The sequence below is a fragment of the Flavobacterium enshiense genome (genome assembly GCF_040750275.1).
Taxonomy (GTDB): Bacteria; Bacteroidota; Bacteroidia; order Flavobacteriales; family Flavobacteriaceae; genus Flavobacterium; species Flavobacterium enshiense_B.
In genome coordinates, this window is record NZ_JBDOCV010000005.1 from 215,674 (window position 1) to 230,258 (window position 14,585).

Genomic DNA, 14,585 nt, shown 5'->3' on the forward strand with positions numbered 1-14,585 from the left:
AAAGATGGAGTCCGAACCGCAATACCGTAAAATTATTCACGTCGACATGGATGCTTTTTATGCTTCGGTGGAGCAGCTGGACAATCCGTTGCTTAAAGGAAAACCCTTGGCCGTTGGTGGGAATGAAGTCCGCGGTGTGGTTTCGGCGGCGAGTTATGAGGCTCGAAAATTCGGGGTACGCAGTGCTATGAGTGGTTATATGGCAAAGAAACTCTGCCCGGAACTCATTTTTGTCCGACCGCGTTTCGACCGTTACAAAGAAATTTCGAAAAAAATTCGCAAGATATTTCTGGACTACACGGATTTGGTCGAACCGCTTTCCTTGGATGAAGCCTATCTGGATGTCACGGAAAACAAAAAAGGCAATCCAAGTGCCACCTTAATAGCACAGGAAATTCGAAAACGTATTTTTGAAGAAGTCGGGCTTACGGCTTCGGCAGGCATTTCCGTCAATAAATTTGTCGCGAAAATTGCTTCGGATTTCAACAAACCCAACGGACAGAAAACCGTCAATCCCGATGAAATCGAACCGTTTTTGGAGGTGCTTGATGTTAAGAAATTTTACGGCGTGGGGAAAGTAACTGCCGAACGGATGTACCAACTCGGAATTTTTACCGGAGCCGATTTGAAAAATAAATCGCTGGAATATCTGGAACAGCATTTCGGTAACAGCGGCAAATCGTTTTACAATCTGGCCCGAGGGATCAGTTACAGTAAAGTGAAGCCCAATCGTACATTAAAGTCGGTAGGAGCTGAACGGACTTTCAATGTGAATTTGTCCTCCGAGATTTTTATGGAAGAACGTCTGGAAAACATTGCCAAAGAACTGGAACGTCGTCTTCAGAAAAGTAAAATAGCCGGAAAGACCGTCACCTTAAAAATAAAATATTCTGATTTTACGCTGCAAACCCGAAGCAAGACCCTGCCGTATTTTATTTCCGATAAGAGTCTCATCTTTGAAACGGCCAAAGAATTATTATATCAGGAAAAAATGAAAGATTCTGTACGCTTATTGGGTATTTCGTTGCACAATTTGAATACGGAAACCAAAAAAGCGGTGGTGGTACAGTTGAAGTTTGAGTTTTAAAAATGAAAAATCCGTCAGTGTCTTACCAACGGATTTGTCTTATAATCAATATCGAAATTATTCTATTTCAGAAATTCTGAGCGTATTCACCATCCCTTTAGCCGTAACCGGCATGGCAGCAAGGTTTACCAACAAATCGCCAGGTTGTACAAATCCTTTCTCTTTGCAAATAGCGTTGATATCGTCGATGGTATCATCGGTGCTGACAAACTTGTCATATAAAAAGGCGTTTACACCCCAAAGTAAATTTAACTGGGTTAATATCCTTTTGTTCGAGGTAAATACCAAAACATGCGCATGCGGACGCCAAGCCGAAACCTGAAAAGCCGTGTAACCGCTGTTGGTAAGCGTTGTAATGGCTTTAGCATTGATGTCGTTGGCCAAAGTAGCACCGTGATAACAGATGTTTTTGGTGATGTAACGGTTGGTTTTGATTTGTGGTTGGTTTTGCGGTACCTGAATCAGCGGAGAATCCTCTACCGCTTCGATGATTTGTGTCATTTTTTCAATAACCTGTACCGGATAATTTCCAACGGAAGTTTCTCCCGAAAGCATCACGGCGTCGGCACCGTCCATCACGGAATTCGCCACGTCGTTCACCTCCGCGCGGGTGGGCGTTAAACTGGTAATCATGGTTTCCATCATTTGGGTAGCAATAATAACCGGGATTCTTGCGGTTTTGGCACGGTGCACCAGTTTTTTCTGGATTAATGGGACTTCCTGAGCCGGAATTTCCACCCCCAAATCGCCTCGGGCTACCATCAAACCGTCGCAATACGCTACAATTTTATCGATGTTTTCCACGGCTTCCGGTTTTTCAATTTTAGCAACGATTGGAATTTTATGATCGGAATTGGCATTGATCAAATCACGCAAATCCTTCAAGTCTTCCGGAGTTCTAACGAAAGAAAGGGCAATCCAGTCTACATCGGCTTTAATGGCAAAAAGGGCGTCGCGAATGTCTTTTTCGGTTAAGGCCGGTAAGGAAACCCTAGTGTTGGGGAGGTTAACCCCTTTTTTGGATTTCAATGGGCCACCCTGAATGACAACGGCTTCAACCTCTGTTTTTTTATCGGTTTTTACGACTTCGAAAATCAGTTTTCCGTCGTCTAATAGAATGCGTTCCCCGGCTTCAACGTCTTTCGGGAACTCTTTGTAATTCATGTATACTTTTTCGGCAGTGCCTAAAATATCTTCTTTGGTAGTAAAGGTGATAGTGTCTCCCTTGCTTACCACTACATCTTCTTTCATTACGCCTACACGCAATTTCGGACCTTGCAAATCCGCCAAAATAGAGGTAGTGTATCCGAATTCATCGTTCAGGTTTCTGATAATGTCGATGCGCTCCTGCACATCGGTATAATCGGCATGGGAAAAGTTTATTCTAAAAACGTTTACACCTGCATCAATCATGTCTTTTATTACTTCTTTCGTGCTGCATGCAGGGCCAAGTGTCGCTACAATCTTCGTCTTTTTTCTAGTTGGCATTGTATCAGAATATTAAATTATTTTTCGATTTCAGTTTGTTTAGTTCAATTTTATAAGCGGTAGTGATTTGTTTGATACTCAGGAGTTCATCCACGAGTTTGTCGGCATCAAAAAAATCATCCACCTGTTCAATTTTTATCAGGTAATCTACCTTTTTCATCTCGGGAAGCAGGTATATGTTGGTGGCAATGTCCAGTTCCGTTTGCTCAAAAAGAGAAGGCGATTGGGTTTGACGGGTAATGATTTTGGTTTTGTTCGGAATCAGATTCCAGTACAATTCGTGCTCTTCATCGTCAAAAATGAATCGTGTGAAATGGCTTTTTCCTTCGGGGATTTGAATGCCGATGTCCTTTTCGCTTTTTTCAAACGAGACCCCCAACTTCTGATTGATACAATACGCCAAGCGATAATCTTCTAATGAGGAGTGGATGGCGATCAGTTCATAATCGACCGAAATGAAGTCGTCAATCTGTAATTTGATAATGGCCATTTTTTGGTATTGATATGTAAATATACTACATAAAACCTTGAAAAAAACTGCAAATAGTGTTGTTAACGATAATTTAGTAAGCCAATATTGTTTGGAATCAGCTGTTTCGGGTATTCATTTTCTCCTGAAAGGCGAAATAGGCGCGTTGTGAAGCCTTTTCTTCTGCTTTTTTCTTCGAAGTGGCACGGGCGCGGGCAACAATTTTATTGTCTATTTTCAGTTTAACGCCAAAATATTTAACGCCTTCATTCCCGTTGTCTTCAAAAACGTCATAATGAAAAGTTTTTTTCTCTTTCTGACACCATTCAATCACTAAGCTTTTATAACTGATGACTTTACCTTCCAGTTTTGGAATATCCACATAAGGGCCAATTACTTTTTTGTAAATGAATTTTTCACAATAGGCAAATCCTTTGTCCAGATAGATGGCTCCGATTAAAGCTTCAAAAAGATTACCGTGTATGTTTTCCCCGAAATGTTGTGTCGAGACTTTACTTTCCACATGTTTAATTAAGTTTAGGTCTTTTCCCAACTCATTTAAATGATCGCGACTAACAATCTTCGAACGCATTTTGGTGAGATACCCTTCGTCACCGGCAGGCACTTCATTGAATAAATGAGCGGCAATAACCGAACCCAACATGGCGTCACCTAAAAACTCCAAACGCTCATAGTTAAGCGGATTGCCTTTTTCGTCGGTTAGGTTCATGGAACGATGCGTAAAAGCAGTTCTGTAATGAATCAGGTTAAGCGGTTGGAAACCTAATATTTTATGTAGTTCATCAAAAAAAATCCCGTCTTCAGCAGAGCGGGAATTTTGAAATATTTTCTTGATGATTCTTTTCATGATAAAAGAATAGGGCTATGAATCTAATTTTTTGAACAATACACAAGCGTTGTGGCCTCCAAAACCAAAAGTGTTGCTCATGGCTACGTTTACCTCTCTTTTTTGAGGCTGGTTTAAAGTAAGATTCAGGCTTGGATCAATATTTTCATCTACCACGGAATGGTTGATGGTTGGCGGAACAATACCGTGTTGCATCGCTAAAATAGACGCAATCGCTTCAATGGCTCCTGCAGCTCCCAACAAGTGACCGGTCATGGATTTTGTGGAATTGATATTGATGTTTTTAGCATGATCGCCAAACACAGCGCTAATAGCTTTTAATTCCGCTACGTCTCCCAGTGGGGTTGACGTTCCGTGTGTGTTGATGTGATCAACATCTTCAGGGTTCATGCCGGCATCTTTTAAACAGTTTTTCATCACGGCAATTACACCAATTCCTTCCGGATGCGGTGCTGTTAAGTGATACGCATCGGAGGATAAACCACCACCGCCAACTTCACAGTATATTTTAGCACCACGTGCTTTGGCGTGCTCGTATTCTTCTAAAACCAAGGCACCTGCACCTTCGCCTAAAACGAAACCGTCACGAGTTGCGTCAAAAGGTCTTGAAGCAGTTTCCGGGCTGTCGTTTCGGGTAGATAAAGCCTGCATGGAGTTGAATCCGCCCATTCCGGCAATGGTAACGGCTGCTTCCGAACCACCGGAAACAATCACATCACACATACCCAAACGGATGTAATTGAAAGCATCTACCAAAGCATTGGCAGACGAAGCACAAGCTGAAACAGTAGTGTAGTTAGGGCCCATAAAACCATTTCGCATGGAAATGTGACCCGGTGCGATATCGGCAATCATTTTCGGGATAAAGAAAGGATTGAAACGTGGTGTTCCGTCTCCTTTGGCGTAATTGATTACTTCCTCCTGGAAAGTTTCCAAACCGCCGATTCCGGCTCCCCAAATAACGCCAACTCTGTATTTGTCAATATTGTCAGTAGTAATTCCGGCATCTTTGATGGCTTCGTCACTGGCTGCGATGGCATATTGGGCAAATTTGTCCAAACGGCGAGCTTCCTTGCGATCCATATAGTCTTCGATATTGAAGCCTTTTACCTCGCAGGCAAATTTGGTTTTGTGTTTTTCGGTATCGTAATATGTTATTGGGGCAGCGCCGCTTCTCCCATTGATCAAACCATCCCAATATTCCTGGATGTTGTTACCAATCGGGGTTAACGCGCCTAAACCTGTTACTACAACTCGCTTTAATGCCATACTATATTTTTTACAATTGTATTGAAACAAATAATACCCATGTTACTTTCTTATGCTGTAAAGGAAACATGGGTAATTAGTTTTATTGTCTTTGATTGTTCCCAATCAGTATTTTTACTTTTAAATCGAAAAAAGCAGGTGAAAAAATAATAACACCCATGTATTCTTCGAACACATGGGATGTCTATCGGTTATTATTTTTTAGCTTCTTCGATATAAGAGATAGCCTGACCAACAGTAGAGATGTTCTCAGCTTGGTCGTCTGGAATTTGAATGTCGAATTCTTTTTCGAATTCCATGATTAGCTCAACAGTGTCTAAGGAATCAGCTCCTAAATCGTTAGTGAAGCTTGCTTCTGAAACAACTTCGTTTTCGTCAACACCTAATTTGTCTACGATAATCGCCTTTACTCTTGATGCAATGTCTGACATAATTTTTAATTTTTAAATTTAATTTGTTGGCAAAAATAAAAAACTTTATTTTAAAACAACGTTTTTGTTACTAAATGTGACTACGAAAATATAAAAAATAATTTTACAAAGACTTTCATTTCCTATTTATTATCATTTATTATTCTTTCTTTTGCATTGTGAAAACCTTTGTTTTCAGGGTAATTTAAAGTACAGTATAAATGAAAAAAATAGTAATTTTTGCTTCCGGATCGGGTTCGAATGCCGAGAACATCATATTACATTTCAAAAATAAAAGTCAGGCGAACGTAGTCGCGGTATTGACTAACAATCCGCATGCCAAAGTTTTGGAACGGGCTGAAGGTCAGAATGTTTCGACTGTGGTTTTCGATAAAACAGCGCTCAACGACGGAACAGTACTTCAAAAAATAAATGAAATAAAACCGGATCTGATTGTGCTGGCCGGTTTTCTGCTGATGTTTCCCCCCGCGATTATTGCACAGTATCCGGACAAAGTTATTAATGTACATCCGGCACTGCTGCCAAAGTATGGCGGAAAAGGCATGTATGGGATGAATGTTCATAAAGCGGTATTGGAGAATAACGAAAAAGAAACCGGAATCTCTATTCACTATGTAAATGAACACTATGACGAAGGGGCTGTTATTTTTCAGGCCGCTGTAAATATTGAAGACTGTACAACTCCGGAAGAAATTGCTCAAAAAATTCACGAATTGGAATACGAACATTTTCCGGTAATAATTGAGAAACTTATAACTCATAACGCATAACTTTGAATTCCCACGAGGTTCATATTTATACAGACGGCGCAGCTAAAGGGAATCCTGGCCCGGGTGGTTATGGTGTGCTATTGGAGTGGGTGGGAAAACCTTATAAAAAAGAACTCTATGAGGGGTTTCGACTTACAACGAATAACAGAATGGAACTTTTAGCAGTGATTGTAGGACTGGAAAAATTGAAAATTCAGGGAACAAGGGTTTTGGTGGTTTCTGATTCCAAATATGTGGTGGATTCTGTGGTGAAAGGTTGGGTTTTTGGTTGGGAAAAAACCGGTTATAAAGGAAAAAAGAATCCGGATTTATGGATGCGCTTCCTTAAAATTTACCGCAAACATCAGGTGGATTTCAAATGGATTAAAGGTCATAACAATCATCCTCAAAACGAGCGTTGTGATGAATTGGCAGTCATGGCTTCCCAGCAAAAAACACTTTCAATAGACGCTTTTTATGAAAAGGAAGAAGGTCAATTGTTTTGATTTTCATATCTTTAGGGAATGAAAAAGTCCCAAACCCTTTTTTATACGACTTTCTTTTTTTTGTTTGCCATGCTGCAAAGTCATGCGCAAAAGAAGACGAATTTGGCCATGGATAAGGAAGGAATAAAAATCTACCTTACTAAAATGGATACCACGGCATTTAAGGAATACCGCGCTGTTATGACGGTTAAAGCCAATATTGATACCGTGGCCAAACAGATTTTGGACATTAAAAGCCTTAACAAATGGAACTATAAAACCCGAAAGAGCGAACTGATTAAAAAAATTTCAGACAGCAGCTGGGTTTTTTACATGAACCATCATTTGGGCTGGCCGATTCAGGATCGCGACCATGTTTCCAAAGTAACACTTACCAAAAAAACAAACGAACAGATTATTACCATTTTTCCGATGAATAATTTGGTAAAAGAAAAGGAGGGAATTGTTCGACTTACGAACTTCAAAGGGTTCTGGTACCTTAAGAAAATCAGTGAAAAACAAACCTTAGTGGTACAGCAAATCTATGGGAATCCAGGAGGAAGTATTCCGGCTTTTATGGTAAATATGATTGTTACCCGAGGCCCATATGATACGTTTAGGGAGCTTCGGAAGCATGTTGAAAATCTTAACAAAAATTAGGCTTTTCAGAACCAAAACAAAATCGTACATTTGCAGCTTCAAAATTAGAAACCTTTTTATGAATAAATTATTGATTGTAGGCACAGTAGCCTTTGATGCAATTGAAACTCCCTTCGGAAAAACTGATAAAATTTTAGGTGGAGCAGCTACGTATATCGGTCTTTCAGCTTCTCATTTTAACTTAAAATCTGCAATCGTTTCGGTGGTTGGTGATGATTTTCCACAGGAACACATCGATTTATTAAAAAATAAAAACATAGATCTTTCCGGACTTGAAGTAGTTCAGGGCGGAAAAACATTCTTCTGGAGCGGTCGTTACCATAACGATTTAAATTCCAGAGATACGTTAGATACACAATTAAACGTATTGGCAGATTTCCAGCCAAAAGTGCCGACAGCTTATAAAGATGCGGACGTGGTGATGTTAGGAAATCTTCACCCGCTAGTGCAAAGCAGTGTTTTGGATCAGATGGAAGTGAAACCGAAATTAGTGGTTTTGGATACGATGAACTTCTGGATGGATTGTGCGCTTCCTGAGTTATTGGAGGTAATCAAACGTGTGGATGTTATTACGATTAATGATGAAGAAGCCCGTCAGTTATCCGGAGAATATTCATTGGTAAAAGCGGCGGCTAAAATTCATACAATGGGGCCTAAATATGTGGTAATCAAAAAAGGAGAGCACGGGGCGTTATTGTTTAACGAGAAAAATGTATTCTTCGCACCGGCTTTACCGTTAGAGGAAGTTTTCGATCCGACAGGAGCAGGAGATACCTTCGCGGGAGGTTTTGCAGGATTCATTGCACAAAGTGAAAACGTTTCGTTTGACAACATGAAAAACGCGATTATTTACGGTTCAAATTTAGCTTCGTTCTGTGTGGAAAAATTCGGAACAGAAAGAATGGAAAATCTGAAAAAAGAGGAAGTTTCCGCTCGTTTACAGCAATTTAGAGCGTTAACACAATTTGATATCGCGTTAGAAAACTAACAATACAAACATGAGCCTCGGAAACGGGGCTTTTTTACTTAATACAACAACACAACAATTATGAGCGACGCTTTAAAACACGAGTGTGGCATTGCCCTTTTAAGATTAAAAAAACCTTTAGAATACTACAAGGAAAAGTACGGTACGGCTTTTTACGGAGTACAGAAAATGTACTTACTGATGGAAAAGCAACACAACCGTGGTCAGGACGGTGCCGGTCTGGCAAGCATCAAATTGGATGTGGAGCCGGGAGAACGCTACATTAGCAGAATCCGTTCCAATCAGGCGCAGCCGATTCAGGATATCTTTGCGCAAATCAACAGCCGAATTAATGAAGAATTGGAGCAACATCCCGAATATCAGGAGGATGTGGCAATGCAGAAGGCAAATATTCCCTACATTGGCGAATTGTTTTTAGGACATGTTCGTTATGGTACTTTCGGGAAAAACAGCATTGAAAGCGTACACCCGTTTTTACGTCAGAACAACTGGATGCACCGCAATTTGATTGTGGCCGGAAACTTTAACATGACCAATGTGAAGGAGTTGTTTGCTGATTTGGTACGTTTAGGACAGCACCCGAAAGAAATGGCCGATACCGTTACCGTAATGGAAAAAATCGGACATTTTCTGGATGATGAAATTACCGATTTGTATCAGGAATGCAAAAACGACGGTTTAAGCAAAAGAGAAGCATCTCCGGTTATTGCAGAGAAATTAGATATCGGAAGAATTTTAAGAAGAGCTTCTAAAAACTGGGACGGTGGGTATGCGATGGCTGGTTTGCTAGGTCATGGTGATGCGTTTGTAACCCGTGATCCGGCAGGAATTCGTCCGGCATTTTACTATCAGGATGATGAAATTGTGGTAGTAGCTTCGGAACGTCCTGTAATCCAAACCGTTTTCAATGTTCCGTTTGAATCGATTAAGGAAATTACGCCGGGACATGCCATTATCGTTAAAAAAGACGGTCGTGTCATCGACGAACAAATTCGTGAAGCTTTACCGTTGAAAGCTTGTTCCTTCGAGCGTATTTATTTTTCCAGAGGAAGTGATGCTGAAATCTATCAGGAGCGTAAAGATTTGGGAAAATTAATCATGCCGGCAGTTTTGGATGCTGTCGAAAATGACACCGATAATACCGTTTTCTCTTATATCCCCAATACGGCGGAAACTTCGTTCTACGGAATGGTGGAAGCGGCGAATGACTTTTTGAATCAGCGTAAAATCAACGATATTTTGGCTAATGCAGCTTCGCTTTCAGCTGAGAAATTACAGGAGATTTTATCGGTAAAATTGCGATCGGAAAAAATTGCGATTAAAGACGTAAAATTAAGAACCTTCATTACCGAAGACAGCAGTCGTGACGACATGGTGGCACACGTATACGATGTAACGTACGGTGTAGTGAAGCCTACGGATAATCTGGTAATAATTGATGACAGTATCGTTAGAGGAACGACTTTGAAGCAAAGTATCATCAAGATGTTAGATCGTTTACAACCGAAAAAGTTGGTAATTGTGTCTTCCGCACCACAAATCCGTTATCCGGACTGTTACGGAATTGACATGGCGAAACTGGAAGGTTTAGTGGCGTTCCGTGCGGCGATGGCTTTGTTGAAAGAACGCAATTTGTATCATATTGTGGAAGAAGTGTATCAGAAATCGAAAGCACAGGAGAATTTCCACGACAGTGAAGTAGTGAATTACGTAAAAGAAATTTATGCGCCCTTCACCGATCAGGAAATCTCCGATAAGATTGCTGAAATGTTAACCGAAGAATCCGTAAAGGCAGAAGTGAAAATTATTTTCCAAACCGTGGATAATTTACACAAAGCGTGTCCAAAGAATCTTGGGGACTGGTACTTCACCGGGAATTACCCAACAGACGGTGGAAACCGTGTAGTAAACCGCGCTTTTATGAATTTCTACGAAGGGAAAGATGCAAGAGCGTACTAAAATCTGACAATTATGTTTTTCGTCGACTTTATATGCAGTTTATCTGATTTTTTTGAGTCGTGAAAATCCTAGTCATACATTTGAATCACCATAGCATTAGTAGGTTAAGTTTATGGTAGATTTGGGGCAAAAAGGGTGGAAGCAATTCCACCTTTTTATTTTTTAGAAGATCAGTAAATAGTATAAAACAAAAAGCGTTCGCCTAGGCGAACGCTTTTTTATTTTGAAAAATGTCTTTTTATTTCGCAGCAGCATAACGCTTAGCTACTTCTGCCCAATTGATTACATTGAAGAAGGCTTCCATATAATCCGGTCTTCTGTTTTGGTAGTTTAGATAGTACGCGTGTTCCCAAACGTCCATTCCTAAAATTGGTTGACCGCCACAAGGAACACCCGGCATGATTGGTGTGTCCTGGTTTGGTGTAGAACATACTTCCAGTTTTCCGTCTTTCACGCACAACCAAGCCCATCCTGAACCAAAACGCGTTGCACCGGCTTTGGTAAACTGCGCTTTAAACTCGTCGAAAGAGCCAAAAGCAGCATTGATAGCGTCTGCTAATTCTCCGGTTGGTAAACCACCACCGTTTGGCGACATGATTTCCCAAAACAAAGTGTGGTTGTAGTGACCACCACCGTTATTGCGCACGGCCATGTTGTTCATGTCAAGATTTTTAAGGATGTCTTCGATCGATTTTCCTTCCAAATCCGTTCCGGCAATAGCGGCGTTTAAGTTGGTTACGTATGCGTTATGGTGTTTAGAGTGATGGATTTCCATCGTGCGTGCGTCGATATGCGGCTCTAAAGCATCATACGCGTATGGTAATTGTGGTAATTCGAATGCCATGATTTTTTATATTTAAGATTAATAATTAAATGCATTCAAAATTATAAATTTATCTTCGTAAAAGAAAATAGTAATTGGCTATTCTCGTATTGTCAAAATCAATTTAAAGATTTCTAAGCTTTGACTAAAAACGCCTTCACTCTATACGACGCCTCTGCCGGTTCCGGAAAAACGTATACGCTGGTAAAAGAATATTTAAAGATTCTTTTGTTGGCAGATTCCAACGATACCTACAAAAAGATTCTTGCGATTACCTTTACCAACAAGGCGGTAGAGGAAATGAAAACCCGTATCGTTTCATCGTTGTACGAATTTTCGAAAGAAGATCCGAGCGATAAAGCCCTGGATTTCATGAAAGATGTAGCCGGAGAAACCAAACTGTCTTTGGCAACAATTAAAGACAAATCCAAGGCCATTATCAAGAACATCATTCACAATTATGCGGCTTTTGATATTTCCACTATCGATAAATTTACCCACAAAGTTATCCGCGCGTTTGCGCACGATTTGAATTTACCGGTAACGTTCGAAGTGTCATTGGAAACCGATTTGCTGTTGCAGGAAGCTGTCGATGCCATCATTGCCAAGGCAGGAGAAGACGAACTGCTTACCAAAATATTAGTCGATTTTTCCATCGATAAAACCGACAGCGACAAAAGTTGGGATGTCACGCATGAATTGTTAGATGTGAGTAAATTGCTCATCAACGAAAACAACCGTACCGAAATCTCGCAGTTTCACGAAAAGACGATAGATGAATTTTTGGTAATTAAGCAACAATTAAAAGAAACCATTCAGGAGTTGGAAGCGGAAACGATTGCGTTTGCTAACGAAGCGATGCAGCTGCTTGAAAATCACAATGTCGATTTAGCTTCTTTTTCCAGAGGTACGTTCCCGAACCATTTGGGCTATATTCAGCGAAAAGAACTGAAAAGCTCTCATAAAAAGTTTTTCGAAGCAGAAGATATTCAGGTTAACAAAACCGCAAAAGATAAAGCTGTTATCGAAAGCCTTGCACCCGAACTGATTGCGATCCTGGCCAAAGTGTACAAGCACTACGAGAAGATGAATTTCTACACGGCTTTTCAGAAAAATATCACGCCGTTGTCGCTTTTAAATTCGATTGCAAAGGAGTTGGAAACCATACAAAAAGACCAGAATCTGTTGTCGATTTCCGAATTCAATGCCATTATTTACAACGAAATCCAAAACCAGCCGGCGCCTTTTATTTATGAGCGTTTGGGGGAGCGGTATAAACATTTCTTTATTGACGAATTTCAGGATACCTCCGAAATGCAATGGCACAACCTTGTTCCGTTAATCGACAATGCGCTTTCATCTGAAGATTTGTCCGGTACACGCGGTTCTCTTATGATAGTAGGCGATCCGAAGCAGTCGATTTACCGTTGGCGCGGCGGAAAGGCGGAACAGTTTATCAGCTTGAGCAAAGACGAAAATCCGTTTTCCAATCCGAGTAAGGAATTGGTGCGTTTGGGGAAAAATTACAGAAGTTATTCCGAAGTTATTGCATTCAACAATGCTTTTTTTGCGATGTTGGCCGATGAATTCACTAACGAGGACTATCAGGATTTGTACCGCAACAAAAGCCATCAGGAAACCAATGCGAAACAAGGCGGTTATGTCAATATTTCATTTCTTCCAAAAATTGAAAAATCAGAAGAAAGTAACGAGGAAGAGACCGATGATAAAACCCAATTGTATTTAAAAACAACTTTAGCGACCATTGCCAAGGTAAAAGCAGAAGGTTTTCAGTACCGCGACATAGTATTGCTTACCCGTAAAAGAGATTCCGGTGTGGCGCTGGCCAATTATTTAACGGAGAATGATGTGCCGATTCTGTCTTCGGAAACCTTATTGATAGAAAATGCAACCGAAGTAAAACTCATTCTGAATGTTCTGCGCTATCTGAAAAATAATCAGGACAAGGAAGCGAAAGCAGCCGTACTGTATTTCATTGCCAGGAACAAGCAAACCGAATTGCCTATTCATGATTTCATTGAGGCCGGAATGGTAAAATTCCCGGAAGAAGTATTTGAACAATGGCTGAAGGATTTCGACATCAAGATATCGTTTAAAAATTGCCGTAAAAAATCGTTGTATGAAGCGGTGGAGATTATCGTTTCGACGTTCATCAAAGAAAAAAGCACGGTTTCGTATGTGCAGTATTTTATGGATTTGGTGTTGGAACGCGATGTGCGCACTCAGGCTGGTGTTTCGGATTTTCTTGATTATTGGGATAATAACGGTTCAAAATTCAGTATTCCGTCGCCGGAAGGAAACGATGCGGTTCGGATTATGACCATTCACAAATCCAAAGGACTGGAGTTTCCGGTGGTGATTTTTCCGTTTGCCGAAGAAGATTATGCGAAGAAACCCCGCAATAAAATGTGGCTGGACATTGAAGATGACAAACTGGATATGCCGAAAGCCTTGGTCGATACTAAAAAAGAAGTAGCGGAATATGGGGAAAAAGCTTCCGAAATCTACAACGAAAAAAGTCAGGAAGAATTGTTGGATAATATCAACGTGTTGTATGTGGCTTTAACGAGAGCTGAAGAACAGTTGTACATTATCTCCAATAAAAACCTTACCGTTAAAGGGGAATTGACCCATAATATGTCGTCTTATTTTATCAAATATCTCGATTTTAAAGGCGTGTACAATGAAAGTGAAAATACGTTTGCATTCGGGAGCTATGAACGCCTTTCCAAAGCCAGAGCAGCAATGGAAAAACAGCCGACTATAGAAATTGTCAAGGAAGTTTTTAATCCGAAGAAAATTAAAATTGCACAGCGGGAAGCGCTAATGTGGGGTACAGATCAGAGTAAAGCCATCGAATTCGGAAACATAATGCACGAGATTTTATCGTTTGTGAAAACCAGCACGGATGTGGATTTGGCCGTAGTCAAAGCTGTTGAAAACGGATTGATTACGGAGTCACAAAAAACAACGGTGTTGCAAACACTTGAAGCCATCGTCAGTCATCCGGAGTTGGTTGTTTTCTTTGAAGCGGATAAAAAAGTATTCAACGAACAAAATATTATCAAACCCGGGATGGCAACCATTAAACCGGACAGGGTTTCCTTAAAAGGCAATGTGGCTTATTTGTTGGATTATAAAACCGGAGCACATCAGTCTAAATATGAACAGCAATTAGCAACTTATGAAAGTGCATTAGTGGAAATGGGGTTTTCTGTCGAGAAAAAAACACTTGTTTATATAGGAGAAAAATTAGAAGTAGTACATTTGTAACATTCAAAAAATAAA

At 40.4% G+C, this 14,585-nt stretch carries 13 protein-coding genes; 7 read left to right on the forward strand and 6 right to left on the reverse strand.

Translation table 11 applies throughout. The features are described from left to right. Window positions 1-4 precede the first annotated feature (4 nt). Window positions 5-1,087, forward strand: a complete 1,083-nt coding sequence (gene dinB, locus ABGT15_RS10190; RefSeq protein ID WP_367231319.1) for a DNA polymerase IV — start codon at window positions 5-7, stop codon at window positions 1,085-1,087. Between the two features lie 57 nt (window positions 1,088-1,144). On the opposite strand, the gene pyk is transcribed toward dinB, so the two are convergent. From pyk to ABGT15_RS10215, 5 genes are all read right to left on the reverse strand, one after another. Continuing rightward, window positions 1,145-2,575: a pyruvate kinase gene (pyk, locus tag ABGT15_RS10195; protein WP_367231320.1), complete on the reverse strand. Its 1,431-nt coding sequence runs from the start codon at window positions 2,573-2,575 to the stop codon at window positions 1,145-1,147. A 4-nt stretch (window positions 2,576-2,579) separates the two neighbouring features. Beyond that, the gene (locus ABGT15_RS10200; RefSeq protein WP_367231321.1) at window positions 2,580-3,065 is read right to left on the reverse strand and encodes an IPExxxVDY family protein; all 486 of its coding nucleotides are present in this window, start codon (window positions 3,063-3,065) and stop codon (window positions 2,580-2,582) included. A gap of 97 nt (window positions 3,066-3,162) precedes the next feature. Beyond that, window positions 3,163-3,912: a ribonuclease III gene (gene rnc / locus ABGT15_RS10205; protein WP_367231322.1), complete on the reverse strand. Its 750-nt coding sequence runs from the start codon at window positions 3,910-3,912 to the stop codon at window positions 3,163-3,165. Between the two features lie 15 nt (window positions 3,913-3,927). Next, window positions 3,928-5,181 carry a beta-ketoacyl-ACP synthase II gene (gene fabF, locus ABGT15_RS10210; protein WP_367231323.1) on the reverse strand — a complete coding sequence of 418 codons (1,254 nt, stop codon included), beginning with the start codon at window positions 5,179-5,181 and terminating at the stop codon, window positions 3,928-3,930. 194 nt (window positions 5,182-5,375) lie between these two features. After that, complete coding sequence (locus ABGT15_RS10215) at window positions 5,376-5,612, reverse strand: acyl carrier protein (RefSeq protein WP_026980165.1); 237 nt, start codon at window positions 5,610-5,612, stop codon at window positions 5,376-5,378. Between the two features lie 200 nt (window positions 5,613-5,812). Here ABGT15_RS10215 and purN point away from each other — a divergent pair, with 200 nt between their 5' ends. From purN to ABGT15_RS10240, 5 genes are read left to right on the forward strand one after another with little or no spacing between them, the layout of a single operon-like run. Continuing rightward, the gene (gene purN / locus ABGT15_RS10220) at window positions 5,813-6,382 is read left to right on the forward strand and encodes a phosphoribosylglycinamide formyltransferase (RefSeq protein WP_367231324.1); all 570 of its coding nucleotides are present in this window, start codon (window positions 5,813-5,815) and stop codon (window positions 6,380-6,382) included. Between the two features lie 2 nt (window positions 6,383-6,384). Continuing rightward, window positions 6,385-6,867 (forward strand): ribonuclease HI, encoded by a 483-nt coding sequence (rnhA, locus tag ABGT15_RS10225; protein ID WP_367231325.1) that lies wholly within the window; start codon window positions 6,385-6,387, stop codon window positions 6,865-6,867. 18 nt (window positions 6,868-6,885) lie between these two features. Next, complete coding sequence (locus tag ABGT15_RS10230) at window positions 6,886-7,506, forward strand: START domain-containing protein (protein WP_367231326.1); 621 nt, start codon at window positions 6,886-6,888, stop codon at window positions 7,504-7,506. 58 nt (window positions 7,507-7,564) lie between these two features. Continuing rightward, window positions 7,565-8,494, forward strand: coding sequence for a PfkB family carbohydrate kinase (locus tag ABGT15_RS10235; protein ID WP_367231327.1), 930 nt, complete (start codon window positions 7,565-7,567; stop codon window positions 8,492-8,494). A 60-nt stretch (window positions 8,495-8,554) separates the two neighbouring features. Then, on the forward strand, window positions 8,555-10,453 hold the full coding sequence (locus tag ABGT15_RS10240) for an amidophosphoribosyltransferase (RefSeq protein WP_367231328.1): 1,899 nt from the start codon (window positions 8,555-8,557) through the stop codon (window positions 10,451-10,453). Window positions 10,454-10,691: 238 nt separating this feature from the next. Here the strand turns inward: ABGT15_RS10240 and ABGT15_RS10245 are convergent, their stop codons facing one another. Continuing rightward, window positions 10,692-11,297 (reverse strand): superoxide dismutase, encoded by a 606-nt coding sequence (locus ABGT15_RS10245; RefSeq protein WP_367231329.1) that lies wholly within the window; start codon window positions 11,295-11,297, stop codon window positions 10,692-10,694. Window positions 11,298-11,417: 120 nt separating this feature from the next. Here ABGT15_RS10245 and ABGT15_RS10250 point away from each other — a divergent pair, with 120 nt between their 5' ends. Further along, on the forward strand, window positions 11,418-14,570 hold the full coding sequence (locus tag ABGT15_RS10250) for a UvrD-helicase domain-containing protein (protein ID WP_367231330.1): 3,153 nt from the start codon (window positions 11,418-11,420) through the stop codon (window positions 14,568-14,570). The last annotated feature ends 15 nt before the right edge of the window (window positions 14,571-14,585 follow it).

Coding starts and splice junctions, on each gene's coding strand:
- fabF (WP_367231323.1), bottom strand. CDS start 5,181: ATGGCATTAAAGCGAGTTGTAGTAACAGGTTTAGGCGCGTTAACCCCG.
- dinB (WP_367231319.1), top strand. CDS start 5: ATGGAGTCCGAACCGCAATACCGTAAAATTATTCACGTCGACATGGAT.
- ABGT15_RS10215 (WP_026980165.1), bottom strand. CDS start 5,612: ATGTCAGACATTGCATCAAGAGTAAAGGCGATTATCGTAGACAAATTA.
- pyk (WP_367231320.1), bottom strand. CDS start 2,575: ATGCCAACTAGAAAAAAGACGAAGATTGTAGCGACACTTGGCCCTGCA.
- ABGT15_RS10235 (WP_367231327.1), top strand. CDS start 7,565: ATGAATAAATTATTGATTGTAGGCACAGTAGCCTTTGATGCAATTGAA.
- ABGT15_RS10245 (WP_367231329.1), bottom strand. CDS start 11,297: ATGGCATTCGAATTACCACAATTACCATACGCGTATGATGCTTTAGAG.
- rnc (WP_367231322.1), bottom strand. CDS start 3,912: ATGAAAAGAATCATCAAGAAAATATTTCAAAATTCCCGCTCTGCTGAA.
- purN (WP_367231324.1), top strand. CDS start 5,813: ATGAAAAAAATAGTAATTTTTGCTTCCGGATCGGGTTCGAATGCCGAG.
- ABGT15_RS10230 (WP_367231326.1), top strand. CDS start 6,886: ATGAAAAAGTCCCAAACCCTTTTTTATACGACTTTCTTTTTTTTGTTT.
- ABGT15_RS10200 (WP_367231321.1), bottom strand. CDS start 3,065: ATGGCCATTATCAAATTACAGATTGACGACTTCATTTCGGTCGATTAT.
- ABGT15_RS10240 (WP_367231328.1), top strand. CDS start 8,555: ATGAGCGACGCTTTAAAACACGAGTGTGGCATTGCCCTTTTAAGATTA.